The organism is Rhizobium sp. PAMB 3182 (assembly GCF_052908355.1).
In genome coordinates, this window is sequence record NZ_CM128607.1 from 754,725 (window position 1) to 780,577 (window position 25,853).

A 25,853-nucleotide genomic window follows, 5' to 3' on the forward strand; every position below is an offset into this window, starting at 1 on the left:
GCAGGATTAGGCCTGAGCCTTCTCGATGAACTTCACGGCATCGCCGACAGTCAGGATCGAGTCTGCAGCGTCGTCGGGAATTTCAACGCCGAATTCTTCTTCGAACGCCATAACGAGCTCAACGGTGTCGAGGGAGTCGGCACCGAGGTCGTCGATGAAGCTTGCGCCTTCGACAACCTTGTCGGCGTCAACGCCGAGATGATCCACTACAATTTTCTTTACGCGTTCTGCGATATCGCTCATGTCGGTTTCCTCGACCTCTTGATCTTCACCGGAATGCCCATGAGCATTCCCTATTGCTGGAAAGCCGACCACACCTCGAAATCAAAGTGGGGCCTGCAAACTCTTTAAGACCCGGACCGCGCCAACACAAGAACCAACCCGTTCGGAATGCTCTCATATCTTACGCAGCGCGTCTCAGTCCCGGCCCGCTTAACACGGTTTAAGCCCGCAGCAAAGCCAGAAAATCAAACCGATTTAGCCGTTCAACAGGGCTTTTGAGCCGTTGACGGGTCCAAACCGGCCTGAATTCGTTAAATCATTGCCATGCCGCCGTTCACGTGCAGCGTCTGGCCCGTCATGTAGGCGGCTTCGTTGGATGCGAGGTAGGCGACGGCGGCGGCAATCTCCGCGCCGGTGCCCATGCGCTTCATGGGAATGGCGCCCATGATCGCATCCTTCTGCTTGTCGTTGAGCTTGCCGGTCATGGCGCTTTCGATGAAGCCCGGAGCGACGCAGTTGACCGTCACATTGCGGGTGGCGATCTCCTGGGCGAGCGACTTGGAAAAGCCGATCATGCCGGCCTTGGAGGCGCAGTAATTGGCCTGGCCCGGATTGCCGGTAACGCCGACGATGGAGGTGATGTTGATGATGCGGCCGAAGCGGCGGCGCATCATCGGATGGGTCAGCTCGCGCGTCAGGCGGAAGGTCGCCGTCAGGTTGATCTCCAGAACCGCATCCCAGTCCTCGTCGCTCATGCGCACGAACAGGCCGTCCTTGGTGATGCCGGCATTGTTGACCAGAATGTCGACGCCGCCCATCTCGGCTTCCGCCTTTTCGCCGAGCGCCTTGACTTCGGCGCGGTCGGAGAGGTTGGCCGGGAAGACGTGAACGCGGTCGCCGAGTTCTGCGGCGAGCGCATCGAGCTTTTCGCGGCGGGTGCCGTGCAGGCCGACGATGGCGCCCTGGGCGTGCAGGGTGCGGGCGATTTCCTCGCCGATGCCACCGGTGGCGCCGGTGACGAGGGCCTTGCGGCCGGTCAGATCAAACATGTGTCCCATTCCTTGCTGTGTCCCGCTCAGGCCATCAGCGCCGCAATCGCGGCATCGATGTCTGCGGGAGAATTGACGGCAACGCCGCTGATTGTCTTGTCGATGCGGCGGGCGAGACCCGTGAGGACCTTGCCGGCGCCGATTTCATAAAGCGTGTCGACGCCGTTGGCGGCGAACCATTCGACCGTTTCGCGCCAGCGGACCTGACCGGTCACCTGCTCGACCAGCAGGGAGGCGATCTCGGTGGCGTCGCTCACCGGTGCGGCGCGCACATTGGCGATCACCGGCACGACCGGATTATGCTTTTCGACCTTGGAGAGCGCCTCGCGCATGGCGTCGGCCGCCGGGCCCATCAGGGCGGAATGGAAGGGTGCGGAGACCGGCAGCATCAGGGCCCGCTTGGCGCCCTTTTCCGATGCCAGCGCCGCGGCCTTCTCGACGGCCGCCTTGGAGCCGGAGATGACCAGCTGGCCGCCGCCATTGTCGTTGGCGATCTGGCAGGAGCCGGCAGAGGAGGCCTCGGCGCAGACCGCTTCGACGTCGCCATGCTCGAGGCCGATGATCGCCGCCATGGCGCCCTCGCCCACCGGCACTGCCGCCTGCATGGCATTGCCGCGGATGCGCAGAAGCCGTGCGGTGTCTGCAATCGAGAAGGTGCCGGCAGCACAGAGGGCGGAATATTCGCCGAGCGAGTGGCCGGCGACATAGGCGACCTTGTCCTTAAGCGACAGGCCCCTGGCTTCGAGAACGCGAACGACGGCCATGGACACGGCCATCAGCGCCGGCTGCGCATTGGCGGTCAGCGTCAACGTTTCTTCCGGACCGTTCCACATGATGTCGGACAGCTTCTGGCCGAGCGCTTCGTCGACTTCCTCGAAGACGGCTCGGGCTTCGGCAAAGTTGTCGGCGAGCTCCTTGCCCATGCCGACGGACTGACTGCCCTGGCCTGGAAATGTGAATGCGATTGCCACGGGTCGTGTACTCCCTGATCGTTTTTTCCCTCCAATTCACATTACCAGACCGGAAGTCAAGGGTAAGCGGGGGATGCCAACTTCTTTCACCACCGCCAAAAATGCGGTGGTGGCGCTTGCGAATTGCCGCAAGGTGCCTACATTCCGCTCAGCTTTCACGTGGGGAAATCATATTCATGAAGTATAATACGCTTGGCCGTACCGGCATTTCCGTGTCCGAAATCTGCCTCGGCACCATGACCTGGGGCACGCAGAACACGGAAGCCGAAGCCCATGAGCAGATGGACTACGCCGTCGAGAAGGGCATCAACTTCTTCGACACCGCCGAACTCTATCCGACGACGCCGGTTTCTGCGGAAACGCAAGGGTTGACGGAAGACTATATCGGCACCTGGTTCAAGAAGACCGGCAAGCGCTCCGACATTATTCTGGCCAGCAAGGTCGCCGGTCCGGGCCGGCCCTATATCCGCGACGGACGTCCGACGGATGCGGCCGGGATCCGCGAAGCGGTCGACGCCAGCCTGAAGCGCCTGCAGACCGATTATATCGACCTCTACCAGATCCACTGGCCGAACCGCGGCCATTTCCACTTCCGCAGTAACTGGTCCTACGATCCGTCGAAACAGGACAAGGAGAAGGCGGTCGCCGACATCCTGACGATCCTCGAAACGCTCGACGAATGCGTCAAGGCCGGCAAGATCCGCGCGATCGGCCTCTCCAACGAGACGACCTGGGGCACGCAGAAATACCTGACGCTCGCCGAAAAGCACAATCTGCCGCGCGTTGCGACGATCCAGAACGAATACAATCTCCTCTATCGCCACCACGACCTCGATCTCGCCGAACTGTCGCATCACGAGGATGTCGGGCTGCTCGCCTATTCGCCCCTCGCCGCCGGCCTGCTCTCGGGCAAGTATCTCGACGGCCAGCGTCCCGCCGGCTCGCGCCTGACCATCAACAACGATCTCGGCGGCCGCTACCAGCCGCAGCAAGAACCCGCCGTGCGCGCCTATGTCGAGCTTGCCAGGAAGCACGGCCTCGATCCGTCCGCCTTCGCGCTGGCCTTCCTGCTGACCCGTCCGTTCATGGCATCCGTCATCATCGGCGCGACGACGATGAAACAGCTGGAGATCGATATCAGCGCCGCGGACATCACGCTCAGCGACGCGGCAATAAATGATATCCGGAAGGTGCATCGGCTCTATCCGATGCCTATATAAGGCGCCGGATAAAAAACAGCTCCAGACAAGGCGGCAACTCAACCATGGATTTTTTCCTCATCGCCGGCGGTCTCGTCGGACTCTATTTCGGCGCGGAATGGCTGCTTGGCGGAGCCGTCCGGATTGCCGCCCGGCTCGGCCTGCCGCATCTGATCGTATCCCTGGTCATTGTCGGCTTCGGCACTTCAATGCCGGAGCTGCTCGTCTCGCTGAGAGCGGCTTTTGCCGGCGCACCGGACCTGGCGCTTGGTAATGTCATCGGCTCGAACACCGCGAACATCCTGCTGATCATCGGGGTCAGCGCCGCCATTTTCCCGATGCGGCAATGGGACAGCAATGTCCGCCACGACGCGATCGTCATGGTGCTGGCCGCCCTGCTCGTTCTTGTCGCCGTGCAATTCGAGTATATCGGCCGATTGACCGGCCTCATCATGCTGATCCTTCTCGGCGCCTACCTCTTCCACGCCTACCGGCGCGGCCGCGACGCGCCGAACGAGAGCGAAATCGACATTGAAAGCGCCGGACAGCGAATGTGGCTCAGCGTGGTGATGGTCGTCGCCGGCCTCGCCCTGCTGTTCGGAGGCGCGGAAATGCTGATCCGCGGCGCGACCAGCATCGCCCGCGACTACGGCGTTTCGGAAGCCGTGATCGGCCTGACCGTCGTCGCGCTCGGCACCAGCCTGCCCGAACTCGCCACATCGGTAATCGCGGCCCTGAAGCGACACTCGGACATTGCGATCGGCAATATCGTCGGTTCCTGCATCTTCAACGTGCTCTGCATTCTGGGCATTACCGCGGTCATTCAGCCGATCGGCGTCGCCTCGCAGTTTGCGACCTTCGACGCGCCGGTGATGCTGGCGGCCACCATCGCCTTTGCCGCACTGCTGATCTTTGCCAAGGAGATCGGCAGGAAAGCCGCCTATGCCATGCTCGCGGGCTACGCCGTTTACATTGCGCTGCTTGTGTAGGGCGGCAGTCTTCTGAAGCCGTGAAACCAAAGCTTCCTATTTAGTCTTTGGTTACCTCGACCGACGATAATGTTCGCCGGTCGAGGTGGATCTCCGTATGATCGGCCTTCGTTCCAGCTCGGGAAACCCTATGGTCGGCATCAGTTCATTCTTCAAAGGCGCCTATGCGGCGCAGTATGCCTCCCAGCTGTTTTCGCGGGGATCGCAGGCCAATATGTCCGCCTCCAGCGGTCAGCCGGGCCAGTCTTTCCGCAACACCGGTGAACCCGCCTATTCCGGCGCTGCCGAACGGGCGCTCGCCCGGATCGTCGACATTCTCTCGACCAGCGACGAGGCGGCGGACGGCAAGGCGGGCGTCAGCGAGGCGATGGGCTATATCACCAGCGCCTACGGCACCGACGGCGACGACAAGATGACGATCACCGGCCGCGCCGTCTACAATGCCGAGACCGGCAAGGGCGACGACACGCTGATCGTCAAGAGCGACGCCGTCTCCACGGTCGATACCGGCGACGGCGACGATTCGCTCAACATCGCCGCGAGCTTTACTGCCGACATAGAGGCGGGTGAAGGAAACGACACGGTCAAGATCGCCGGCGATCTGGCGCTCGGCATTTCCGGCGGCGCCGGCGACGACGACATCAAGATTTCGGCGCGCACCATCCTCGGCGTGGACGGCGGCGACGGCAATGACACGCTCTACCTGGAAGGCAGCCGCATCAGCGCGTCCGGCGGCAAGGGCGACGACACAGTGACCCTGAACAGTGACGGCAAGGGCGACGTGACCTACGACTTCGCCCGCGGCGATGGCAAGGACACGCTGAACGTCACGAGCGGCATCAGCCTGCGCTTTACCGGCGTTGACGGCTACACGCCGGACGACGCGCAGATAACCGTGGGCGACGGCAAGCTGACCATCACCTTCGCCGGATCGGACGACACGCTCACCGTCAATTTCGACCAGGGCGCCCTTGAAGGCAAAACCCCGCAATACGCGTTCGAGATGGACGCCGGCGCCTACGTCCTGAAGATCAATTGATCCCTCAAGCACCGCAATCTCCGCATTTCTCCCGGCTGCGCTTGCATTCCCGGCAGAAATGCGTATAAGCGCGCTGTTCACAACACCCGGTCATTCGGCTGGTGGCTGAACGGAGGGCCGGCAGACTTGTTCTGCCGACAGGAACGACAAGCGTTCCGGCCTCCCGTGTCTCCGCTCTCGACCGTCTCGAACAACGCTTTTCTTGCATGGGCCACATGCCCGCCTGGAACAGTCGTTGAGGCTTAGCGCCGGTTTCCGGGTTTGAGATAAACGCAAGAAAGGCAAGTCCATAATGGCACTTTATGAACATGTATTCCTTGCCCGGCAGGATGTTACGCCGCAGCAGGTCGACGCTCTTATCGAACAGTATAAGGGTGTGATCGAAGAAAACGGCGGCAAGGTCGGGCGCATCGAGAACTGGGGCCTCAAGTCCCTTACCTATCGTATCCGCAAGAACCGCAAGGCTCACTACGCGCTGATGGACATCACTGCTCCGGCAGCGGCGATCCACGAAATGGAACGCCAGATGCGCATCAACGAAGACGTTCTTCGTTACATGACCATCGCCGTCGAAGCCCACGAAGAAGGCCCGTCTGCCATGATGCAGAAGCGCGACCGTGACGACCGTCCGCGTCGTGACGACGACCGTGGCCCGCGTGGCGACCGTCCGCGCCGTGACGACGATCGTGGCCCGCGCCGCGACGACGACCGTCCGCGCCGTCCGCGCGAAGACCGTGCATAAGGAGAAGATCTGATGGCTATTGCTTCCACTCCCGTCCGCCGGCCCTTCCACCGCCGCCGCAAGACCTGCCCGTTCTCCGGCGCCAACGCTCCGAAGATCGACTACAAGGACGTTCGCCTCCTGCAGCGCTACATTTCCGAGCGCGGCAAGATCGTTCCGTCCCGCATCACGGCCGTTTCCCAGAAGAAGCAGCGCGAACTGGCTCGTGCCATCAAGCGCGCCCGTTTCCTCGGCCTGCTGCCCTACGTCGTTTCCTAAGAACGGCCTTTGGAATACCGGAGGGTGCCCGACGGGCGCCTTCCATTCTCCCTTCCGCGATGGGCGTGGATCGGAACTTTTTGAAAACCCCATGTTGGGGAGCCGTTCCATTGAGACTTTGAGTCCGGAACCTCCTCTAACTGCTTGAATGAAGCAGGACAGCGACCGTGAACAGATCGATGCTGACATTGCTGGCTACCGGCGTTCTTGCCGGACTGACCGCCACCTTCCTGGTGTTGGGCGCGACCGTTCAGCCTGCCTATGCGACCCTGCTTTACGCGGCCTCCGCGCTGCCGATCTTCATCGTCGGCCTCGGCTGGGGCAATACCGCCTCGCTGGCCGCCATCGTCACCGCCTTCGTGTTCGGCGGCGCCGCCTCTTCCATGCAGTTCGCCCTGCTGATGACCGTCACGACGCTGGCGCCTGCCGGCTGGCTCAGCCATCTGTCGAGCCTTGCGCGTCCCGCGAGCGAACTCGGCGGCCCGGAAAACCTCACCGCCTGGTATCCGCTGTCCGACATCATGCTGCATCTCTGCGCTGTGGTGACGCTGGCGCTGATCATCGTCGGCATGATGATCGGCTATGGTCCGGAACTGGCCGGCAGCCTCGTCGACATGATGGCCGCCAACCTGCAGAGCCAGGATCCGGCATTGTTCGCAGAGGCCGAGACACTGGCGCAGACCAAGGCCTCGCTGGTGTTCATCCTGCCGCTCGCCCAGGGCGCGACCTGGGTGATCTTCCTGTTTTCCGCCTACTATTTCGCCAGCCTGATCGTCAGTGCCTCCGGCCGGGCGAAGCGTCCGCGCGAAGACATGCCGTCGGCGCTGCGCATGAACCAGATCGGCATCTTCGTCTTTCTCGCCGGCCTTGCCGCGATGTTCGTCGGTGGTGTTCCAGGCATGATCGGCGCCGCGGTCTGCGGTGCCTTCGGCGCGGGTTTCCTGCTTGCCGGCTTCGCCTCGATTCACCTGCGCACCCGCGGCAAGCCCTGGCGCTTTCCGGCGCTGGTCCTTGCCTATCTGGCGTCAACCTTCATGTTGCCCGCCTTCTTCATTCTGGTCCTGGGACTGGTCGACACGCGCCGCGCCGTCGCCCTCACCCCGGCCAAGAACGACAATTCATCAAACGACAGCAAACACTAGAGACAGACCTGAAAGGAACAGAACCATGCAAGTCATTCTCCTCGAACGCATCTCCAAGCTCGGCCAGATGGGCGAAACCGTGAAGGTTCGCGACGGCTACGCCCGCAACTACCTGCTGCCGCTCGGCAAGGCACTGCGCGCAAACGCCGCCAACAAGGCCCGTTTCGAAGCCGAACGCGCCGTTCTCGAAGCCCGTAACCTCGAGCGCAAGTCCGAAGCCCAGAAGGTTGCCGACGTACTCGACGGCAAGTCCTTCATCGTCGTACGCGCCGCCGGCGAAACCGGCCAGCTCTACGGCTCGGTCGCTGCCCGTGACGTCGTCGAGACGCTTGCTGCCGAAGGCTTCACCATCGGCCGCAACCAGGTTCACCTGAACCAGCCGATCAAGGCCATCGGCATCCACAAGGTCGAAATCGGCCTGCATGCGGAAGTCGAAATCACCGTCGAGCTCAACGTTGCCCGTTCGGCCGAAGAAGCCGAGCGCCAGTCCAAGGGTGAAGACCTCACCTCCGTCGACGCCATCTACGGCGTGGACGAAGACGCACTGCGTCCGGAAGACTTCTTCAACCCGGAAGCCGACTACGACGACGAAGGCGCTGAAGACGCCGAAGAAGCAACCGAAGAATAAGCCCTTCGACTGCACCACTTTGAGGAAGCGCCCGCGGACGACAGTTCCGCGGGCGCTTTTTCTTTTTGCTCCGGCGTCATCGATTGTAAAATGGCGCGCGACCCCGAGTCGGGTATGATTCGAGTCAACCGTGACGGGCGCTTTTTCAGGATTCTTTTTTTCGTGCCTGTGAATCGCTGTGAGTTATGTGAATGACGGTTTCGCATCCGCCTTTTTACGATAAACCGGGGGTCCACTAGGCAAGACGGAACACGGATGAGCGCCCCAGGGTAATGGGTCGGGGCGAACGGACTGTGCATGCCGGCGTCTGGCCGGCACAAACGGAAAGACGGCAGGGAACATGAACGACGCAGCGCGCAAACTCGCTCCGGTAAACACGGCGGAACCGCATTACCGCGAAGCGCCGCACAACATCGAGGCCGAGCAGGCCCTTCTCGGCGCCATTCTCGTCAACAATGACGCCTATTATCGCGTTTCCGACTTCCTGAAGCCGAACCACCTCCACGAAGGCCTGCACCGCAAGATCTTCGAGGTCGCCGGCGACATCATCCGCATGGGCAAGACCGCCAATCCGGTGACGATCAAGACCTTCCTGCCGGCCGACGAAAAGGTCGGCGACATGACGGTGGCGCAGTATCTCGCCCGCCTGGCGGCCGAAGCGGTCTCGATCATCAACGCGGAAGACTACGGCCGGGCGATCTACGATCTGGCGCTGCGCCGCGCGCTGATCACCATCGGCGAGGATATGGTCAATATCGCCTATGATGCGCCGCTCGACATGCCGCCGCAGACGCAGATCGAGGACACCGAGCGCCGCCTTTTCGAACTTGCCGAAAACGGCCGCTACGACGGTGGCTTCCAGTCGTTCAACGACGCCGTGGCGCAGGCGATCGACATGGCCGGCGCCGCCTTCGAGCGCGACGGACACCTTTCCGGCATCTCGACCGGCATCATGTCTCTCGACAGCAAGATGGGCGGCCTGCAGCGCTCCGACTTGATCGTGCTTGCCGGACGTCCGGGCATGGGCAAGACCTCTCTTGCCACCAACATCGCCTACAACATCGCCGCGGCTTACGAGCCGGAAATCCAGGCGGACGGTACGCCGAAGGCCAAGAACGGCGGCGTCGTCGGCTTCTACTCGCTCGAAATGTCGTCCGAACAGCTCGCCACCCGTATCATCTCCGAGCAGACGGAAGTCTCGTCCTCGAAGATCCGCCGCGGTGACATCACCGAAGCCGATTTCGAAAAGCTGGTCGCCTGCTCGCAGATGATGCAGAAAGTGCCGCTGTTCATCGACCAGACCGGTGGCATCTCGATCGCCCAGCTTTCGGCGCGCGCCCGCCGCCTGAAGCGCCAGCGCGGCCTCGATTGCCTGGTGGTGGACTATATCCAGCTGATGACCGGATCCGGCAAGTCGGGTGAAAACCGCGTGCAGGAAATCACCCAGATCACCACCGGCCTGAAGGCACTCGGCAAGGAACTCAACGTGCCGATCATCGCGCTGTCGCAGCTGTCGCGTGGTGTCGAAAGCCGCGAAGACAAGCGTCCGCAGCTCTCCGACCTTCGCGAATCGGGCTCGATCGAGCAGGACGCCGACGTCGTGCTCTTCGTGTTCCGTGAAGAATACTATGTGAAGAACCTCGAACCGCGCGATCCGGCCGACCCGAAATATGCCGAGTGGGAAGCGCTGTTCGACAAGGTGCGGGGCACGGCCGACGTCATCATCGCCAAGCAGCGTCACGGACCGACCGGCACCGTCAAGCTCGCTTTCCAGTCGGAATACACCCGCTTCGCCGACCTCGCCGATCCGTCGTTCACGCAGTACGAAGAACCCTGATCCGCGATCGCGTTCGACAAGGCCGCCGACCATCCGGTCCGGCGGCCTTTTTCATACGTCGAGAGAAAATTGCGATTGCTCAATTTTCTGCCCGCTGCCTTCGCATTGTGCATGTTCGCCGGGCCGACAGTGCCGGATACACGCGCACCAAATGCCGATCGACCAAAAATCGCCTACAATCTCCCGCATGAATTGTATTCGATCCTCCCGGTCGGCACTGGCACACCGCTTGCTTCCTTCATGACGGACAATGAAGGAGAGCAAAATGATCCGCAGACAATTCCTCGCCATGACCGCCGCTGCTGCCGCCATGTTCGGCACACTGGCGATTTCCGCCCCTGCCCATGCCGACGCGCTGGAGACCATCACCAAGTCCGGCACAATCCGCGTGGCCGTGCCGCAGGACTTCCCGCCCTTCGGCAGCGTCGGCTCCGACATGACGCCCCAGGGCTACGACATCGACATGGCGAACCTGATCGCCGAGAAGCTCGGCGTGAAGGTCGAGATCGTGCCCGTCACCAGCGCCAACCGCATTCCCTATCTGCAGACCAACAAGGTGGATCTGGTGATCTCTTCGCTCGGCAAGAACCCGGACCGCGAGAAGGTCATCGATTTCTCTGATCCCTACGCGCCCTTCTACAACGGCGTCTTCGCACCGGCCGACACCAAGATCGAATCGGCTGCCGACCTCGCCGGCAAGACGGTCGGCGTGACGCGCGGCTCGATCGAGGATCTGGAGCTGACGAAGGTCGCCCCGGCCGATGCCGACATCAAGCGCTACGAAGACAATAACGGCACCATCTCGGCCTTCCTGTCCGGTCAGGTCGAAGCTGTCGCCACCGGCAACGTCGTCGCCGCCGCGATTCTCGCCAAGAACCCGCCGAAGCGCCCGGAGCCGAAGTTCCTGATCAAGAACTCGCCCTGCTATGTCGGCCTCAACAAGAACGAGCCGGCGCTGATGGAAAAGGTCAACGCCATCATTGCCGAGGCCAAGAAGGACGGTTCGCTGAACAAGATCTCGGAAAAGTGGCTCGGCGTCGCCCTGCCGGCCGATCTCTAAGGTCTCGGCGCTGACAGCTTGAAAAGCCGCCGCCCCGTTCGATCCGGACGGGGCGGCAACCGGTTCAGCCCCATTGCGGACAGACACCATTGACCTACATCTTCGATTTCAGCTGGATTGCCGACTATTATCCGGTCGTCCTCAAGGGCATCGGCATCACGGTCGAACTGACCGTCGTCGGCGGCCTTTGCGGCGTGCTGTTCGGCATCGTCTGCGCCTGGACGCGCACCCACGGCCCCAAATGGGCGAAGCCGCCGGTCGCCGCCTATGTGGAGCTGATCCGCAACACGCCGTTCCTGATCCAGCTCTTCTTCATCTTCTTCGGCCTGCCCTCGATCGGCGTGAAGATGACGGAGCTTCAAGCCGCCAATCTGGCGATGATCATCAATCTCGGCGCCTACAGCTGCGAGATCATCCGGGCCGGCATCGAGGCGACGCCCAAGGGGCAATACGAGGCCGGCGCGGCGCTGGCGCTCAGGCCGCTGCAGACCTTCCGGCTGGTCGTCCTTGTCCCTGCCCTGCAGCGCATCTGGCCGGCGCTCTCTTCGCAGATCGTCATCGTCATGCTCGGCTCCGCGGTCGTCTCGCAGATCGCCGCCCAGGACGTCACCTATGCCGCCAATTTCATCCAGTCGCGCACGTTCCGCGCCTTCGAGGCCTACATGGTGTCGACCGCGATCTATCTCGTGCTGGCGATCCTGCTTCGTCAGGTGCTGGCGCTGATCGGCCATGCCCTCTTCCCGAAAGGCCAGATGCGATGACCGATTTCACCTTCTGGGACATCCTGCGCAACCTGCTGCTCGCCACCCGCTGGACGCTCGTCCTGTCGCTCGTCTCCTTCGTCGGCGGCGCGGTGGTCGCGCTCGGCATCCTCATGCTCAGGATCGCCAGGTTCAAGCCGGGCCAGGTGCTCGCCCGCGGCTATGTGGAACTCTTCCAGGGCACGCCGCTCCTGATGCAGCTGTTCCTCGCCTTCTTCGGCCTCGGCCTGGTCGGCATCGACGTTCCCGCCTGGCTTGCTGCCGGCGTCGCGCTCGTCCTGTGGACGGCGTCCTTCCTCGCCGAAATCTGGCGCGGCTGCGTCGAGGCGGTTCCGAACGGGCAATGGGAGGCGGCGCGCAGCCTGGCGCTCAACTATCTCCAGCAGATGCGGCTCATCATCCTGCCGCAGGCGATGCGCATCGCCATCGCTCCGACCGCCGGCTTCTCCGTGCAGGTGGTCAAAGGCACGGCGCTGACCTCGATCATCGGATTCGTGGAACTGTCGAAGGCCGGCACGATCGTCACCAACGCCACCTTCCAGCCCTTCACCGTCTACGGGCTGGTGGCGCTCTTCTACTTCGCCATCTGCTTCCCGCTGTCGAAATACTCCAAGTATCTGGAGCGCAAGTTCAGCGCCGCCTATGGGCGCCACTGACCGGGACGTCAGAACGACAGAAGCATCCGTAGTGCGGCAACCGTCACGACGCCGAGCCCCGCCGCAGCCAACAACGGCAGGCGCGTCGCGGCGAGTGCCGTGACGGCGGCGGCGATCGTTTCGGCCGGTCCTGTGGCCAGAGCCGTCGGCGCGATGACGGCCATCAGCACGGCGGGCGGGATTGCCTGCATCGCCTGCGTCTGGCGCGGCCCCAGCGTCACGAACCTATAGAGGACCAGTCCGGCAATGCGGGTTGCGATCGTGGCGGCCGCCATGGCGAGGATGGCCAGAAGGGTGGCGGGATCAAGCGTCATGCCGCTGCCTCCTTCGGCGCCGGGGCAATGAGGGCCGCGGCAAGGCCGGCCAGAGCGCCGGCGAGGATGTACCAGACGCCGGGCACGAAATGGTGCACGGCGACGGCACTCGCGCCGCTGGCGAGCAGCACCAGCCCGGTGCTTAGGCCTTTCCAGAAACGCATCACCAGAACGATGAAGACTGCGCAGAAGGCGAAGTCGAGACCGACCGCCTTCGGATCGCCGAGGAAGGCGCCGGCTATCGCTCCGACGAGGCCGGAAAGAACCCAGGCCGCATAGAAGGGCAGCACAGCGCCGGCAAACCACAGGGGCGTCAGCTGTGCGCGGGCGGCATGGCCTTCGGCAACCGCCCAGCCCTCGTCGGTCAGGAACAGGACGGCGACATATTTGCGCCAGCCGCGAAAGGCTTCGAGCTTGGGCGCGAGCGAGAAGCTCATCAGCACATGGCGGACATTGACGAGCAAGGCCGCAAGCCCGAGGGCGACCCAGGCGGGCGGCGACGTCCAGATGTCGACGGCGACGAATTGCGAGCCGCCGGCGAAGACCAGCGCGCTCATCATTGTCGCCTCCAGGGCCGAGAGGCCCTTGGCCGCGGCGGCCGCTCCGAAGAGCGCGCCGATCGGGATGACGGCGACGATCAGCGGCACCATCGCCTTCGACCCGTTGAGAAATTCGGTGAGATGTCTGTCGTTCAAGTCATTCGTCCCGTGTCTGCGTTTCCGGTGGAACGGAGATAGTCCGGGCGGATGGACCGGGTCTTGAACGAAAGTGATGTCGGACGATCAGGCGACGCGGAAGGCGCCGGGCGTCACGCCGGCCCGCGCCTTGAAGTGGCGGGTGAAATGGGCCTGGTCGGCAAAGCCGCAGGCGAGCGCCACTTCGGCGGGCGCCATGTCGTTGGCGAGAAGCTGTTTTGCCGCCCGCACGCGCCGATGCGTGAGATAGGCGTGAGGGGTCATGTGGAAGGCCTTGCGGAAGGCGCGGATCAGATGGGCGCGCGACAGGCCGGCGACCCGGGACAATTCTTCAAGGCTGATGTCTTCGTCAAAATGCTCTTCGAGATAGGCCCGCGCCCGGCCGACCGCCGACTGGTCGCGGTTTTCCGGCAGACGCACCACCGCGTCGCCGTGCCGGATGAAGAGCGCGGCGAGCACGCCATACATGCCCTCGTCTGTTTCCAGCGCGCCCTGCCCCTCCTCCAGCCGCTTCTGCGCCTTGAGGAAGGCATTGGCCAGCGGCTCGTCCTTCAGGATCTGGCGCGAGAATGACGGGGTGCCGTGAAAGGCCTTTCCGGTCACGTCCTCTATGATGTCGGTCAGGAGCTCGGCAGAGGGATAGATCATGCGGTAGCGATAGCCGATCTCGCCGGGATGGCCGTCATGCACCTCTTCCGGATTGATCAGATAGATGTCGCCCGGCCCGGCGGCCTTGCTCTCGCCGCGGATGCGGCCGATCTGGCAGCCGGCCTCGATGGCGCCGATGCAGAGCGTGTCATGCGCATGCGGGGCGAATGCATGGGTGATGAAGGTGGCGCTCAGGCATTCCATGTCGCGGAAATGCCGCGCACGCCAGAAGCGGGTCGCCTCACCCTTTTCCAGCGGCATCGCTTCGGTGGCCTGTTCCTGCGTCACGATTTCCATGGACTTTCTATACACCGCGCGCGCCGGCATAGTCTTGAACAAAAGTGCGCATGTGTCCCCCGTTTATGCTGCACTGCCGTTGTCAGACGCGGGGACGATCTGTAATCAGGGAAGCATGGATGATATCGACGCCTTCACCGAAGAGACCGACGCTTTCGACGCCGCCACCGCGCGGCTGACGATCGACCTTGCAGCCCTTTGCGACAACTGGGCCGACATGGCCGAACGCTCCGGCTCGGCTCGCGCCGGCGCCGTCGTCAAGGCGGACGCCTACGGCCTCGGCATCGAGGATTGCGGCGGGGCGCTCTATGCCGCCGGGGCTCGCGATTTCTTCGTCGCCACGCCGGACGAAGGGGCCAGCCTGCGCCCTTACGCGCCGGACGCGCGCATCTACGTGCTCTCCGGCATCTGGCCGGGCACGGAGGCAACCTTCTTCGGCAACGACCTCGTGCCGGTGATCGCCTCGGAAGAACAGCTCGCCTTCTTCATGGCGCTGTCGGCAGAACTCGGCGACTACCCCTGCGCCATTCAGGTCGATACCGGCTTCAACCGCCTCGGCCTGTCGGTGAACGAAGCGATGATGCTGGCCGACGACGCGTCGCGCCCGTCGAGCTTCTCGCCGGTGCTGGTGATGAGCCATCTCGCCTGCGGCGACGATCCGACCAATCCGATGAACCGCAAGCAGCTTGAGTCTTTCCGGGCGGTTAGCGCCGCTTTCGAAGGCGTCGAATCAAGTCTGTCTTCGTCGGCCGGCGTGTTCCATGGACCCGAATTCCACTTCGACCTCACCCGGCCCGGCATCGCCCTTTACGGCGGCGAAGCCGTCTCGGGTGTGGCAAACCCCATGCGCCCGGTGGCGACCGCCGAGGCGCGGATCCTGACGATCCGCCATGCGAAAGCCGGCGAGACGGTCAGCTACGGCGCGGCCCACAGGCTGACACGCGACAGCCGGCTTGCCGTCGTCGCGGCGGGCTATGCCGACGGCTACCTGCGCTCCGGGTCCGGTGCGGGCGTGCCCTTGCGGACGACCAACATTCCCGGCCAGATGGCATTCGTCGCCGGCCAAAAGGTGCCGCTCCTCGGCCGCATCACCATGGATATGAGCATCTTCGACGTCACCGACATACCGGAGACCGCGGTCAGGGCTGGCGACTACGTCGAACTGTTCGGCAGCAACATCGCGCTGGACGACGTGGCCCGCGCCGCCGGGACGATCGGCTACGAGATGCTGACCAGCCTCGGATTGCGGCACGAGCGCCGCTATCTCTGAAATCTGCACAGGGCCAATTGGGGCCATGAGAAAGCGATCATTTCGGCAAGGGCGGACATCGGGTCCGCCTACACGTGTCTTTTGCAGCAATCGGGCCCAAATCCTGCAGCGCAGATCTTTTCCTGCAATGCGTTTGGGCTAAGCTTTTTTCGTCTGAGAGCACAGCCAACGCCTGGAGCCGCCATGGATATTTCGACCTTGCTCGCCTTTGCCGTAGCGTTCTTCGTGTTTGCCGCCAGCCCCGGTCCGGACAATATGACGATTGTCGCCCGGACTATTTCCTATGGTGCAGCCTCGGGCATCGCATATGGAGCCGGAACGGTCGCCGGCATCCTGATTTTCCTCGTTCTCTCCGTCTTCGGGCTTTCAATGCTCGCTGCGGACATGAGTGGGGTGATGATGGTTCTGCGCTATGCAGGTGCCGCCTATCTGATCTGGATGGGAATAAGGCTATGGACCGCGGAACCCGTCGTGCCGGAATTGCAACCGGTGTCACAGCGCCGGGGGCTGTTGCCGGTATTCGCAACAGGCGTCGCGCTCAATCTCGGCAATCCCAAAATGCCACTCTTCTACGTGGCGCTGCTGCCGAACGTGGTCGGATCATCCCTCACCACCAGCCATATCGGCGCACTGGCCGGCGTCATCGTCCTTGTCGAGGTGCTGGTAATCGGCGGACATGTCCTGCTCGCCGGCCGCGCCCGCAGATTGCTGCGCAGTCCGATCGTGGTTCGTCGCGTGAACCGGACGGCCGGGACCGCGATGATCGGGGCCGGCGCGGCCGTCGTGGCATCGCGCTGACCTTTCAAGGACGGCGTCGGCCTGGAGCCGAATCCGCCACCCGACAGCACTCGCTGATGCGGGAAAGGTTCGGCGCCTGTTGCCGCCGCCGTCACGGATCATTCTCGACGACAGGGGCCGTTGCCAGGCACGAGTCCGGACAATTTGGCTTTGCACCATTGCCCCCTCTGCGGATCAACCGCTAAGAATCCCTCCGATTCTCCAGGAACCTTCTGCCCATGGCCAAGCCCCGCACCCAATTCATCTGCCAGAACTGCGGCACCGTGCATTCGCGCTGGGCGGGCAAGTGTGACGGCTGCGGCGAGTGGAACACGATCATCGAGGAAGATCCGACCGGCGGCATCGGCGGCGGGCCCGGCAAGACGCCGAAGAAGGGTCGTCCCGTCGCGCTGACGACGCTTTCGGGCGAGATCGAGGAAGCGCCACGCGTCCATACCGGGATTTCGGAACTGGATCGCGCGACCGGCGGCGGCTTCGTGCGCGGCTCGGCGGTGCTGATCGGCGGCGATCCCGGCATCGGCAAGTCGACGCTGCTGATGCAGGCCGCGGCGGCGCTGTCGCGCGGCGGTCACCGGATCATCTACGTGTCTGGCGAAGAGGCAGTCGCGCAGGTGCGACTGCGTGCCCAGCGGCTGAACGCGGCCTCGACCGACGTGCTGCTCGCCGCCGAGACCAATGTCGAGGATATTCTGGCGACCCTTTCGGAAGGCAAGCGGCCGGATCTCGTCATCATCGATTCCATCCAGACCCTCTGGAGCGACATCGTCGATTCGGCGCCCGGCACGGTGACGCAGGTCAGGACCGGCGTACAGGCGATGATCCGCTTCGCCAAGCAGACGGGCGCGGCGATCGTGCTCGTCGGCCATGTGACCAAGGAAGGCCAGATCGCTGGCCCGCGCGTCGTCGAGCACATGGTCGACGCCGTCCTCTATTTCGAGGGCGACCGCGGCCACCACTACCGCATCCTGCGCACGGTCAAGAACCGCTTCGGCCCGACCGACGAGATCGGCGTCTTCGAAATGTCGGATATCGGCCTGCGCGAAGTCTCCAATCCGTCGGAACTCTTCCTCGGCGAGCGCAACGAGAAATCGCCGGGTGCTGCCGTCTTTGCCGGCATGGAGGGCACGCGGCCTGTGCTCGTCGAAGTACAGGCGCTGGTCGCCCCCACTTCGCTCGGCACGCCGCGCCGCGCCGTCGTCGGCTGGGATTCGGCCAGACTGTCGATGATCCTCGCCGTGCTGGAAGCCCATTGCGGCGTGCGGCTCGGCCAGCATGACGTCTATCTCAACGTCGCCGGCGGCTACCGCATCACCGAGCCCGCCGCCGACCTCGCGGTCGCCTCGGCGCTGGTCTCATCGCTTGCCGGCGCGCCGCTGCCGGCCGACTGCGTCTATTTCGGCGAAGTGAGCCTGTCGGGGGCGATCCGGCCAGTCGCGCACACGGCAAACCGGCTCAAGGAAGCAGAGAAGCTCGGCTTCTCCTCCGCCGTGTTGCCGCAGGGCTCCCCCGACCTTCCAAAGGGCAATAGCCGCCGGTGGAGCGAGATCGAAAGCCTTCCCGATCTGGTTGCCCGCATCGCCGGCTCGAAAGCCGCGTTAAGACAAGGGGATGATGAGGATTGACCCCTTTATTCTTTCTGCGGGGCGATGCTATAGGTGCAGGCTGTGAGCGGCCGCGGCCCATGCGGTGGCACATGGCGCGAAGTCATGGAGTGAATTGAATGCCCATCACGATTTTCGACGGTATCGTTCTCGTCGTTGTGCTGTTCTCGGCCGTTCTGGCCATGGTACGCGGTTTTTCGCGGGAAATCCTGTCGATCGCCAGCTGGCTGGGTGCTGCGGCAGCGGCCTATTATCTCTATGGCCTGCTGATGCCCTATGCGATGAAGTATACCGACGACACGCGCATCGCCACGGCGGGCTCGGCGGCGGTGGTCTTCCTGATCGCCCTCATCGTGATCTCCTTCCTGACCATGCGGATCGCCGATTTCATCATCGACAGCCGCATTGGGGCGCTCGACCGCACGCTCGGCTTCCTGTTCGGCGCCGCCCGCGGCATCCTGCTGCTCGTCGTCGCCGTTGCCTTCTGGAACTGGCTGGTGGCGCCCGAGCAGCGGCCGGAATGGGTCAACAACGCCAAGTCCAAGCCGTTCCTCGATGACATGGTAACGAAGCTCGAGGCCGTGCTGCCGACGGAATTCGCCCAGGTGATCCGTGCCAGCGTCTTCAACGAGAAGGCCGCCGGTCAGGGTGCGGATGCGACCTCGGATCAGGCGCCGGCGGAAGACGCTCCGGCCGACACGACAGGCAATTAGGGCCTGCGACGCATTCAGCCCTCAAAATATGGGGCAGAAGACCTATATAGGGACTCCACTTCGTGATCAGGACGGTGTATAGCGCCGCCCTTCACCGCACTATTTCTTTTGTGATCCAAGGACCGGCGGCCATGAATCTCCCAATCCCTGCAGACATCGACGACGACCTCGATGGCGACACCCTGCACGAAGAGTGCGGGGTGTTCGGCATTTTGGGGCACAGCGATGCTGCCACTCTGACCGCACTCGGCCTGCACGCCCTGCAGCATCGCGGACAGGAAGCAGCCGGCATCGTCTCCTTCGACGGCCAGCAGTTCCGCTCCGAGCGCCGCATGGGCCTCGTCGGCGACCATTACACCGACCCGGCAACGCTGGCGCTTCTGCCCGGCTCCATGGCGATCGGCCATGTGCGCTATTCGACGACCGGCGAGACGGTGCTGCGCAACGTCCAACCGCTGTTTGCCGAACTGCAGAATGGCGGTATCGCGATTGCCCATAACGGCAACTTCACCAACGGCCTGACGCTGCGCCGGCAGCTGATCGCCAGCGGCGCGATCTGTCAGTCGACCTCGGACACCGAAGTCGTGCTGCACCTGATCGCCCGGTCCTGGCACACCTCCTCGGCCGACCGTTTCGCCGATGCGATCTCGCATATCGAGGGTGGCTACGCCATGCTGGCGCTGACCCGCACCAAGCTGATCGCCGCGCGCGACCCGAACGGCATCCGTCCGCTGGTCATGGGCGAACTCGACGGCAAGCCGATCTTCTGCTCGGAAACCTGCGCGCTCGACATCATCGGCGCCAAGTTCGTCCGCGACGTGGAGAACGGCGAGCTGATCATCTGCGAAGAGCAGCCGGACGGCTCGATCTCGATCGAGAGCCGCAAGGCGACCAATCCGAAGCCGGAACGCATCTGCCTGTTCGAATATGTCTACTTCGCCCGGCCCGATTCCGCCGTCGCCGGCCGCAACGTCTACACCGCGCGCAAGAATGCCGGCATCAACCTCGCCAAGGAAGCGCCCGTCGAGGCCGACGTCGTCGTGCCGGTTCCGGACGGCGGCACGCCTGCGGCCATCGGCTATGCGCAGGAAAGCGGCATTCCCTTCGAGCTCGGCATCATCCGCAACCATTATGTCGGCCGCACCTTCATCGAACCGACGCAGCAGATCCGCGCCTTCGGCGTGAAGCTGAAGCATTCGGCCAATCGCGGCGTGATCACCGGCAAGCGCATCGTGCTCGTTGACGATTCGATCGTGCGCGGCACCACCTCAGTCAAGATCGTGCAGATGCTGCGCGAGGCCGGCGCCAAGGAAGTGCATATCCGCGTCGCCAGCCCGATGATCTATTATCCGGACTTCTACGGCATCGACACGCCCGACCGAGACAAGCTGCTGGCCAACCAGCACGACACGCTGGAATCGATGTGCAAGTATATCGGAGCGGATTCGCTGGAATTCATCTCGCTCGACGGGCTTTACATGGCCGTCGGCGGCAAGCCGCGTGACCCGAAGAACCCGCAGTTCACGGACCATTACTTCACCGGCGACTACCCGACCCGCCTTGTCGATCAGGATTCGACCGACAAGGTGCGCCCGCTTGCCGTTCTGGCCGGCAGCGGCTAAACGGCTCTCGGCACATCGTTGACTTTGCGAAGCGGCCCCGGGCCGCTTCGTCGCATATGGGGGACAGGACATGAGCGTGGATCTGAACGGCAAGCTGGCACTCGTGACCGGAGCCTCGCGCGGCATCGGCTACTTCACCGCCATCGAACTCGCGAAAGCCGGCGCGCATGTGATTGCCTGCGCCCGCACGGTCGGCGGCCTGGAAGAACTCGACGACGCCATCAAGGCCGTCGGCGGCTCGGCGACGCTGGTGCCCTTCGACCTCACCGACATGGCAGCGATCGACAAGCTCGGCGGTTCGATCTTCGAGCGCTGGGGCAAGCTCGACATCCTCGTCGCCAATGCCGGCATTCTCGGCGTCATCTCGCCGATCGGTCATGTGGAAGCCAAGACCTTCGAGAAGGTCATGACGATCAACGTCACCGCCACATGGCGGCTGATCCGCTCGCTGGAGCCGCTTTTGAAGCTCTCCGGGGCTGGCCGCGCCGTGATCCTGTCATCGGGCGCCGCCCACAAGTGCCGGCCGTTCTGGGGACCCTACTCCGCTTCCAAGGCAGCCGTGGAAGCGCTCGCCCGCACCTGGGCGGCGGAAACCGAGAACACGCCGCTGCGCGTCAACAGCGTCGATCCGGGTGCCACCCGCACCGCCATGCGGGCGCTCGCCTATCCGGGCGAGGACAAGGACACGTTGCCGCATCCCTCGACGGTGGCCCAGGCGCTGCTGCCGCTGACCGGCTCCGACGTCACCGAAACCGGCAAGCTTTTTTCCGTACGTGAAGGCCGCTTCCTCGACTATCGCATGCCGGCGTAAGCCGGGCTTTTGCTCAAGACGCACGCAACAATTCCTGATTGCGGCGAATAATTCCGCTCATTTCGGCCTTTTGGCGGCATTTAGCTAAAATTGCATTCAGTCATCGGTAAGATTTTTCCTCGATATTCTTGACAACGTTCAAGAATACTGGGGCCCCAAATGCGAAACATGAAAATCTCGGCCAGGCTCTTTGCCCTGGTCGCCCTGACGCTGGTCATTCTCGGCGGTTGCGTCACCTTCAGCCTTTTCCAGAGCTATGACGCGTCGGTCAACGAACGCAAGGCCGGCCTGCAGGCGATGGACGACAACGCGCTTGCCATCTTCGACAAGTATTACAAGCTGGAGCAATCGGGTCAGCTGACCCGCGAGCAGGCACAGGCGGAAGCCATGGCGGCCGTCGGCGCGATGCGCTACGGCGGCGGCAGCGGCTACTTCTGGATCAACGACATGCAGCCGAAGATGATCATGCATCCGATCAAGCCGGAGCTGGTCGGCAAGGATCTGTCGCAGAACCAGGACCCGAACGGCAAGTTCCTGTTCCTCGAATTCGTCAACACCGTCAAGGCGCATGGCCAGGGCTTCGTCGACTATTACTGGCCGAAGCCCGGCGCCGACAAGCCGGTGGAGAAGTTCTCGCACGTGGCAGGCTTCGCACCCTGGGGATGGGTCGTCGGCACCGGCGTCTACGGAGACGATCTCGCCGCCCTCTTCTGGCGCAATGCGATGATCTACGGCGCCCTCTGGCTCGGCGCCATGGCCGTCGTCATGGCCGCAGCCTATGCGATCGTTCGCAGCGTCACGGGACCGATCGGCGAGCTGCAGTCGGCCATGCGGGCAATTGCCGCCGGTGACACCGATGTCGCGATCGCCGCATCCGGCAACAAGGACGAGGTCGGACAGATGGCCGGCACGCTGCAGACGCTCCGCCAGTCTGTCCGCGAAGCCGCCATGCTCCGCCAGAGCGAGGCCGAGCAGCGCCGCACGCTGGACGAGACCCGTGCCCGCAACGAGGACGCCAACCGCGTCACCAGCGAAAAGCAGGCCAATGCGATGTCCGCCCTCGGTGCGGCCCTGTCGCGGCTTGCCGATGGCGACCTGACCGTCCGGGTCGGCGACCTCGGCGCCGACTATGCCGAACTGCGTGCCGACTTCAACAAGACGGCGGAATCGCTGCAATCGGTCATCGAGGCCATCGTTCATACCGGCGAGATCATCGACGGCAGCGCCTCGTCGATCAGCGAGGCGACCGGCAACCTCTCCTACCGCACCGAACAGCAGGCGGCCTCGCTCGAGGAAACCGCGGCGGCACTCGACGAGATCACCTCGACGGTGCGCACCGCCTCGGAACGGGCGGCGGAGGCGAGCCGCATGGTCGGCGAGACGAAGTCGAGCACCGGCAAGTCGAGCGGCATCGTGCGCAACGCCATCGAAGCCATGGGCCGCATCGAGACATCCTCAAGCAAGATCAGCCAGATCATCAGCGTGATTGACGAGATCGCCTTCCAGACCAACCTGCTGGCGCTGAATGCCGGTGTCGAAGCAGCGCGCGCCGGCGAAGCGGGCCGCGGCTTTGCCGTCGTCGCGCAGGAAGTCCGCGAGCTCGCCCAGCGCTCCGCCAATGCGGCGAAGGAAATCGCCAACCTGATCCAGACCTCGGCAGGCGAGGTCCAGGGCGGCGTCGGCCTCGTTCGCTCGACCGGCGAGGCGCTGGCCGAGATCGAGGACCTCGTCAACAAGGTCAACGATCACGTCCAGACGATTGCGACCGCCTCGCGCGAACAGGCGACCGGCCTGCAGGAGGTCAACACGGCCGTCAACCAGATGGACCAGATGACCCAGCAGAACGCCGCCATGGTGGAGGAAAGCTCGGCGGCCAGCCAGACGCTGGCCGAGGAAAGCCGCAAGCTCCGCGACATGCTCTCCCGCTTCACGCTGTCGAGCGGCGCCGCACGGACAAGGCGGGCCGCCTGATTTAAGGCACGGTCAGCAGGACCGCCGGTCCCAGCGACGACGACAAATACGAAATCCGCGTGCCGACTAATCCCGGCACGCGTTTTTTTTATCCTGTCGATTATCCTCGCAGCTGCCGGTGAAGCTCCGGCCGCATTCATTGTCCGCCGAGTTCCGGAAAGAGCGCGGCGAACCCCGCCTCACCCGAGCAGACGGCATTGAGATCGACGGGGCCGTTGATGCCCTTGATCGTCGCATTGTCCGCAAACTGCCAGATCGACCATTGGGCGCATCCCTCGTTCTCCGGCTCCTTGAAGACGCTTCTGAGCCAGAGATAGTGATCGGGAAAACGGTTCTCGTTGCCGCTGAAGTACTGATCGCGGAATTCGGAGTTCATGTAGAAGATCGGCTTCTCCGGGAAGACGGCCTTCAGCTCGTCCACGAACGCAGTGACCTCCAGGGACAGCTCTTCCAGGGTCGGCACCTTTTCGCAGTTGCCCACGAATTCGATGTCGACGGCAATCGGCAGGGTTCTCGCCTCCCGGGGAACCGTGGCGATGACGTTGCGGGCCTGATCCACACCCGGACGGCAGAAGGTGAAGAAGTGGTAGGCGCCGCGCACCAGGTCGACGGACTTGGCCGCCTGCCAGTTCCGGCTGAAGTCTGGATCGCGATAGTCTCCGCCTTCCGTGGCCTTGATGATGGCAAAGCGGACGCCCGGCTGCGCGGCCACCGTTCGCCAGTCGATGTCGACCTGGTGATGGCTGACGTCGATGCCCTGGACCGGATAGTCTTGCAAAGAAGGATAATTGAACCGCACCATGCCGCGATCATAGGTGAAATAGAAGATCGACGCACCGGCAACGAGCATAAGACACACCGCCGCCATCCGAAACATCCACCGCATCGAGCGTCCCTCCCGTTCTCCGCCAGTTATCCCGACACCCGCGAAGAGTGCAAGCCGGCGGCTCGCCTCCCCCCTTGACCAATCCCCTTCGGCGCGCGATAAGTCGGCCCATGAAAACGCGCACCTGCATTATCTGCCGGATTATTATTCGCTAGCTTTCCGCTGGCCTGGCCGTTTTCGTCTCCCGATATCCGCAAGAGAACAAACGTCCCGGCCCGCCGGGTGAAATCTTTTGTTTGGAGACCTGGGAATGACCGAGCTGAAGCTCTACAACACGCTGACACGGGAAAAGACGGTCTTTCAGCCGATCGATCCGGACAATGTCCGCATGTATGTCTGCGGTCCGACGGTCTATGACTTCGCCCATATCGGCAATGCGCGCCCGGTCATCGTCTTCGACGTGCTCTACCGCCTGCTGCGCCATGTCTATGGCGCCGATCACGTCACCTATGTCCGCAACATCACCGACGTCGACGACAAGATCAACGCGCGGGCGCTTCGCGACCATCCGAACCTGCCCTTGAACGAGGCGATCCGGCTTGTGACGGAAAAGACGGAGACGCAGTTCCTCGAGGACGTGAAGGCGCTCGGCACGCTGGAGCCGACCGTGCAGCCGCGGGCGACCGACAACATTACGCAGATGGTCGCGATCATCCAGTCGCTTCTCGACAAGGGCCACGCCTATGTGGCGGAAGGATCGGAAGGCCGGGAGGTGCTGTTCGAGGTGCGCTCCATGGCCGATTACGGCCAGCTTTCGAAGCGCAATCTCGACGACCAGCAGGCCGGCGCCCGCATCGCCGTCGAGGCGCACAAAAGGAACCCGGTCGACTTCGTGCTGTGGAAGCAATCGGCGGACACGGAGCCCGGCTGGCATGCCGACTTCACGGTCGAGGGCGCGACGACAGACATCTACGGCCGGCCCGGCTGGCATATCGAATGCTCGGCGATGAGCGGCCGCTATCTCGGCGACACGTTCGACATCCACGGCGGCGGGCTCGACCTGATCTTCCCGCACCACGAGAACGAGATCGCCCAATCGCGCTGCGCCCATGGCTCGGCGGTGATGGCGAATGTCTGGATGCACAACGGCTTCCTGCAGGTCGAAGGCCGCAAGATGTCGAAGTCGGAGGGCAATTTCGTCACCATCCACGAGCTCCTGGCAACGGAGAAGTTCGGCGGCCGCACGTGGCCGGGCGACGTGCTGCGGCTCGCCATGCTGATGACGTATTACCGCGAGCCGATCGATTTTTCGATCAAGCGGCTGGAGGAGGCCGAACGCATGCTGGCCAAATGGCCTGCCGGTCTCGCGGCCGACGGAGACGTCCACCCCTCCGTGCTCGAAGCGCTCGGCGACGATCTGAACACGGTAGCCGCCATCCAGGCTCTGCACCATCTGGCAAGCACGAATGCGCCGGAATTTGCCGCATCAGCCGCCCTCCTCGGCGTCTTGCCGGCCAAGGCCGAAGTCAGCGACGATCTCAGTGAAGCGGTCGCCGCCCTCGTCGCCATGCGCCTCGAACTGATCAAGGCCAAGAACTGGGGCGAAGCCGACAAGATCCGCGACGACCTGCTGGCCAAGGGCATCCAGCTGAAGGATGGCAAGGACCCGGAGACGGGCGAACGGGTGACGACGTGGGAGGTCAAGCGGTGATTTGCCGTTGACCACCATTTGGC

General features: G+C 63.5%; 26 protein-coding genes. 19 read left to right on the forward strand and 7 right to left on the reverse strand.

The window, feature by feature from the left end:
- Positions 1 to 6 precede the first annotated feature (6 nt).
- From ACU5AZ_RS03800 to fabD, 3 genes are all read right to left on the reverse strand, one after another.
- Positions 7 to 243: an acyl carrier protein gene (locus ACU5AZ_RS03800; RefSeq protein WP_027675866.1), complete on the reverse strand. Its 237-nt coding sequence runs from the start codon at positions 241 to 243 to the stop codon at positions 7 to 9.
- A gap of 290 nt (positions 244 to 533) precedes the next feature.
- Positions 534 to 1,271 carry a 3-oxoacyl-[acyl-carrier-protein] reductase gene (fabG, locus tag ACU5AZ_RS03805; protein WP_261930595.1) on the reverse strand — a complete coding sequence of 246 codons (738 nt, stop codon included), beginning with the start codon at positions 1,269 to 1,271 and terminating at the stop codon, positions 534 to 536.
- A 26-nt stretch (positions 1,272 to 1,297) separates the two neighbouring features.
- On the reverse strand, positions 1,298 to 2,242 hold the full coding sequence (gene fabD / locus ACU5AZ_RS03810; RefSeq protein WP_446824710.1) for an ACP S-malonyltransferase: 945 nt from the start codon (positions 2,240 to 2,242) through the stop codon (positions 1,298 to 1,300).
- A gap of 176 nt (positions 2,243 to 2,418) precedes the next feature.
- Between fabD and ACU5AZ_RS03815 the strand changes: the two genes are divergently transcribed.
- From ACU5AZ_RS03815 to ACU5AZ_RS03865, 11 genes are all read left to right on the forward strand, one after another.
- Positions 2,419 to 3,462 (forward strand): aldo/keto reductase, encoded by a 1,044-nt coding sequence (locus ACU5AZ_RS03815; RefSeq protein ID WP_446824711.1) that lies wholly within the window; start codon positions 2,419 to 2,421, stop codon positions 3,460 to 3,462.
- Positions 3,463 to 3,506: 44 nt separating this feature from the next.
- Positions 3,507 to 4,430 carry a calcium/sodium antiporter gene (locus tag ACU5AZ_RS03820; RefSeq protein WP_446824712.1) on the forward strand — a complete coding sequence of 308 codons (924 nt, stop codon included), beginning with the start codon at positions 3,507 to 3,509 and terminating at the stop codon, positions 4,428 to 4,430.
- A 130-nt stretch (positions 4,431 to 4,560) separates the two neighbouring features.
- On the forward strand, positions 4,561 to 5,469 hold the full coding sequence (locus tag ACU5AZ_RS03825; protein WP_446824713.1) for an RTX toxin: 909 nt from the start codon (positions 4,561 to 4,563) through the stop codon (positions 5,467 to 5,469).
- A 292-nt stretch (positions 5,470 to 5,761) separates the two neighbouring features.
- A complete protein-coding gene (rpsF, locus tag ACU5AZ_RS03830; RefSeq protein WP_446824714.1) occupies positions 5,762 to 6,211 on the forward strand; it encodes a 30S ribosomal protein S6 in 450 nt (149 codons plus the stop codon).
- A gap of 12 nt (positions 6,212 to 6,223) precedes the next feature.
- A complete protein-coding gene (gene rpsR / locus ACU5AZ_RS03835) occupies positions 6,224 to 6,469 on the forward strand; it encodes a 30S ribosomal protein S18 (protein ID WP_410010928.1) in 246 nt (81 codons plus the stop codon).
- Positions 6,470 to 6,636: 167 nt separating this feature from the next.
- Positions 6,637 to 7,611 (forward strand): DUF2232 domain-containing protein, encoded by a 975-nt coding sequence (locus tag ACU5AZ_RS03840; RefSeq protein WP_446824715.1) that lies wholly within the window; start codon positions 6,637 to 6,639, stop codon positions 7,609 to 7,611.
- 25 nt (positions 7,612 to 7,636) lie between these two features.
- Positions 7,637 to 8,239, forward strand: coding sequence for a 50S ribosomal protein L9 (rplI, locus tag ACU5AZ_RS03845; protein ID WP_446824716.1), 603 nt, complete (start codon positions 7,637 to 7,639; stop codon positions 8,237 to 8,239).
- A 340-nt stretch (positions 8,240 to 8,579) separates the two neighbouring features.
- Positions 8,580 to 10,076, forward strand: coding sequence for a replicative DNA helicase (locus ACU5AZ_RS03850; protein ID WP_446824717.1), 1,497 nt, complete (start codon positions 8,580 to 8,582; stop codon positions 10,074 to 10,076).
- 265 nt (positions 10,077 to 10,341) lie between these two features.
- Entirely contained in the window at positions 10,342 to 11,136 is a 795-nt protein-coding gene (locus tag ACU5AZ_RS03855; RefSeq protein ID WP_446824718.1) for a transporter substrate-binding domain-containing protein, read from the forward strand.
- An 89-nt stretch (positions 11,137 to 11,225) separates the two neighbouring features.
- Positions 11,226 to 11,897: an amino acid ABC transporter permease gene (locus tag ACU5AZ_RS03860; RefSeq protein WP_446824719.1), complete on the forward strand. Its 672-nt coding sequence runs from the start codon at positions 11,226 to 11,228 to the stop codon at positions 11,895 to 11,897.
- On the forward strand, positions 11,894 to 12,553 hold the full coding sequence (locus tag ACU5AZ_RS03865) for an amino acid ABC transporter permease (RefSeq protein WP_446824720.1): 660 nt from the start codon (positions 11,894 to 11,896) through the stop codon (positions 12,551 to 12,553). The genes ACU5AZ_RS03860 and ACU5AZ_RS03865 overlap by 4 nt, the downstream gene beginning before the upstream one ends.
- 8 nt (positions 12,554 to 12,561) lie before the next feature.
- Here ACU5AZ_RS03865 and ACU5AZ_RS03870 read toward each other — a convergent pair whose 3' ends face one another.
- The 3 genes from ACU5AZ_RS03870 to ACU5AZ_RS03880 form a co-directional block, all read right to left on the reverse strand.
- A complete protein-coding gene (locus ACU5AZ_RS03870; protein WP_446824721.1) occupies positions 12,562 to 12,867 on the reverse strand; it encodes an AzlD domain-containing protein in 306 nt (101 codons plus the stop codon).
- Entirely contained in the window at positions 12,864 to 13,517 is a 654-nt protein-coding gene (locus ACU5AZ_RS03875) for an AzlC family ABC transporter permease (RefSeq protein WP_446825904.1), read from the reverse strand. The genes ACU5AZ_RS03870 and ACU5AZ_RS03875 overlap by 4 nt, the downstream gene beginning before the upstream one ends.
- A gap of 132 nt (positions 13,518 to 13,649) precedes the next feature.
- The gene (locus ACU5AZ_RS03880) at positions 13,650 to 14,507 is read right to left on the reverse strand and encodes an AraC family ligand binding domain-containing protein (RefSeq protein WP_446824722.1); all 858 of its coding nucleotides are present in this window, start codon (positions 14,505 to 14,507) and stop codon (positions 13,650 to 13,652) included.
- A gap of 115 nt (positions 14,508 to 14,622) precedes the next feature.
- Here ACU5AZ_RS03880 and alr point away from each other — a divergent pair, with 115 nt between their 5' ends.
- The 7 genes from alr to ACU5AZ_RS03915 all read left to right on the forward strand — a co-directional run bounded on the left by alr (position 14,623) and on the right by ACU5AZ_RS03915 (position 23,293).
- Positions 14,623 to 15,777 (forward strand): alanine racemase, encoded by a 1,155-nt coding sequence (alr, locus tag ACU5AZ_RS03885; protein WP_446824723.1) that lies wholly within the window; start codon positions 14,623 to 14,625, stop codon positions 15,775 to 15,777.
- A gap of 183 nt (positions 15,778 to 15,960) precedes the next feature.
- On the forward strand, positions 15,961 to 16,575 hold the full coding sequence (locus tag ACU5AZ_RS03890; protein WP_446824724.1) for a LysE family translocator: 615 nt from the start codon (positions 15,961 to 15,963) through the stop codon (positions 16,573 to 16,575).
- A 218-nt stretch (positions 16,576 to 16,793) separates the two neighbouring features.
- On the forward strand, positions 16,794 to 18,197 hold the full coding sequence (radA, locus tag ACU5AZ_RS03895) for a DNA repair protein RadA (protein WP_446824725.1): 1,404 nt from the start codon (positions 16,794 to 16,796) through the stop codon (positions 18,195 to 18,197).
- A gap of 98 nt (positions 18,198 to 18,295) precedes the next feature.
- Positions 18,296 to 18,889, forward strand: a complete 594-nt coding sequence (locus ACU5AZ_RS03900) for a CvpA family protein (protein ID WP_446824726.1) — start codon at positions 18,296 to 18,298, stop codon at positions 18,887 to 18,889.
- Between the two features lie 131 nt (positions 18,890 to 19,020).
- Entirely contained in the window at positions 19,021 to 20,511 is a 1,491-nt protein-coding gene (purF, locus tag ACU5AZ_RS03905) for an amidophosphoribosyltransferase (protein WP_446824727.1), read from the forward strand.
- A gap of 70 nt (positions 20,512 to 20,581) precedes the next feature.
- On the forward strand, positions 20,582 to 21,322 hold the full coding sequence (locus tag ACU5AZ_RS03910; RefSeq protein WP_446824728.1) for an SDR family NAD(P)-dependent oxidoreductase: 741 nt from the start codon (positions 20,582 to 20,584) through the stop codon (positions 21,320 to 21,322).
- 159 nt (positions 21,323 to 21,481) lie between these two features.
- Complete coding sequence (locus tag ACU5AZ_RS03915) at positions 21,482 to 23,293, forward strand: methyl-accepting chemotaxis protein (protein ID WP_446824729.1); 1,812 nt, start codon at positions 21,482 to 21,484, stop codon at positions 23,291 to 23,293.
- A 136-nt stretch (positions 23,294 to 23,429) separates the two neighbouring features.
- Here the strand turns inward: ACU5AZ_RS03915 and ACU5AZ_RS03920 are convergent, their stop codons facing one another.
- Positions 23,430 to 24,179: a glycoside hydrolase family 25 protein gene (locus ACU5AZ_RS03920; protein WP_446824730.1), complete on the reverse strand. Its 750-nt coding sequence runs from the start codon at positions 24,177 to 24,179 to the stop codon at positions 23,430 to 23,432.
- Positions 24,180 to 24,429: 250 nt separating this feature from the next.
- Here ACU5AZ_RS03920 and cysS point away from each other — a divergent pair, with 250 nt between their 5' ends.
- Positions 24,430 to 25,830, forward strand: a complete 1,401-nt coding sequence (gene cysS / locus ACU5AZ_RS03925; RefSeq protein ID WP_446824731.1) for a cysteine--tRNA ligase — start codon at positions 24,430 to 24,432, stop codon at positions 25,828 to 25,830.
- The last annotated feature ends 23 nt before the right edge of the window (positions 25,831 to 25,853 follow it).

What these genes read in the sequence shown, in the direction of transcription:
- ACU5AZ_RS03800 (WP_027675866.1), bottom strand. Translation starts at nt 243, where the DNA reads ATGAGCGATATCGCAGAACGCGTAAAGAAAATTGTAGTGGATCATCTC.
- fabG (WP_261930595.1), bottom strand. Translation starts at nt 1,271, where the DNA reads ATGTTTGATCTGACCGGCCGCAAGGCCCTCGTCACCGGCGCCACCGGT.
- ACU5AZ_RS03815 (WP_446824711.1), top strand. Translation starts at nt 2,419, where the DNA reads ATGAAGTATAATACGCTTGGCCGTACCGGCATTTCCGTGTCCGAAATC.
- ACU5AZ_RS03820 (WP_446824712.1), top strand. Translation starts at nt 3,507, where the DNA reads ATGGATTTTTTCCTCATCGCCGGCGGTCTCGTCGGACTCTATTTCGGC.
- ACU5AZ_RS03825 (WP_446824713.1), top strand. Translation starts at nt 4,561, where the DNA reads ATGGTCGGCATCAGTTCATTCTTCAAAGGCGCCTATGCGGCGCAGTAT.
- rpsF (WP_446824714.1), top strand. Translation starts at nt 5,762, where the DNA reads ATGGCACTTTATGAACATGTATTCCTTGCCCGGCAGGATGTTACGCCG.
- rpsR (WP_410010928.1), top strand. Translation starts at nt 6,224, where the DNA reads ATGGCTATTGCTTCCACTCCCGTCCGCCGGCCCTTCCACCGCCGCCGC.
- rplI (WP_446824716.1), top strand. Translation starts at nt 7,637, where the DNA reads ATGCAAGTCATTCTCCTCGAACGCATCTCCAAGCTCGGCCAGATGGGC.
- ACU5AZ_RS03850 (WP_446824717.1), top strand. Translation starts at nt 8,580, where the DNA reads ATGAACGACGCAGCGCGCAAACTCGCTCCGGTAAACACGGCGGAACCG.
- ACU5AZ_RS03855 (WP_446824718.1), top strand. Translation starts at nt 10,342, where the DNA reads ATGATCCGCAGACAATTCCTCGCCATGACCGCCGCTGCTGCCGCCATG.
- ACU5AZ_RS03865 (WP_446824720.1), top strand. Translation starts at nt 11,894, where the DNA reads ATGACCGATTTCACCTTCTGGGACATCCTGCGCAACCTGCTGCTCGCC.
- ACU5AZ_RS03870 (WP_446824721.1), bottom strand. Translation starts at nt 12,867, where the DNA reads ATGACGCTTGATCCCGCCACCCTTCTGGCCATCCTCGCCATGGCGGCC.
- ACU5AZ_RS03875 (WP_446825904.1), bottom strand. Translation starts at nt 13,517, where the DNA reads ATGGTGCCGCTGATCGTCGCCGTCATCCCGATCGGCGCGCTCTTCGGA.
- ACU5AZ_RS03880 (WP_446824722.1), bottom strand. Translation starts at nt 14,507, where the DNA reads ATGGAAATCGTGACGCAGGAACAGGCCACCGAAGCGATGCCGCTGGAA.
- alr (WP_446824723.1), top strand. Translation starts at nt 14,623, where the DNA reads ATGGATGATATCGACGCCTTCACCGAAGAGACCGACGCTTTCGACGCC.
- ACU5AZ_RS03890 (WP_446824724.1), top strand. Translation starts at nt 15,961, where the DNA reads ATGGATATTTCGACCTTGCTCGCCTTTGCCGTAGCGTTCTTCGTGTTT.
- radA (WP_446824725.1), top strand. Translation starts at nt 16,794, where the DNA reads ATGGCCAAGCCCCGCACCCAATTCATCTGCCAGAACTGCGGCACCGTG.
- ACU5AZ_RS03900 (WP_446824726.1), top strand. Translation starts at nt 18,296, where the DNA reads ATGCCCATCACGATTTTCGACGGTATCGTTCTCGTCGTTGTGCTGTTC.
- purF (WP_446824727.1), top strand. Translation starts at nt 19,021, where the DNA reads ATGAATCTCCCAATCCCTGCAGACATCGACGACGACCTCGATGGCGAC.
- ACU5AZ_RS03910 (WP_446824728.1), top strand. Translation starts at nt 20,582, where the DNA reads ATGAGCGTGGATCTGAACGGCAAGCTGGCACTCGTGACCGGAGCCTCG.
- ACU5AZ_RS03915 (WP_446824729.1), top strand. Translation starts at nt 21,482, where the DNA reads ATGCGAAACATGAAAATCTCGGCCAGGCTCTTTGCCCTGGTCGCCCTG.
- ACU5AZ_RS03920 (WP_446824730.1), bottom strand. Translation starts at nt 24,179, where the DNA reads ATGCGGTGGATGTTTCGGATGGCGGCGGTGTGTCTTATGCTCGTTGCC.
- cysS (WP_446824731.1), top strand. Translation starts at nt 24,430, where the DNA reads ATGACCGAGCTGAAGCTCTACAACACGCTGACACGGGAAAAGACGGTC.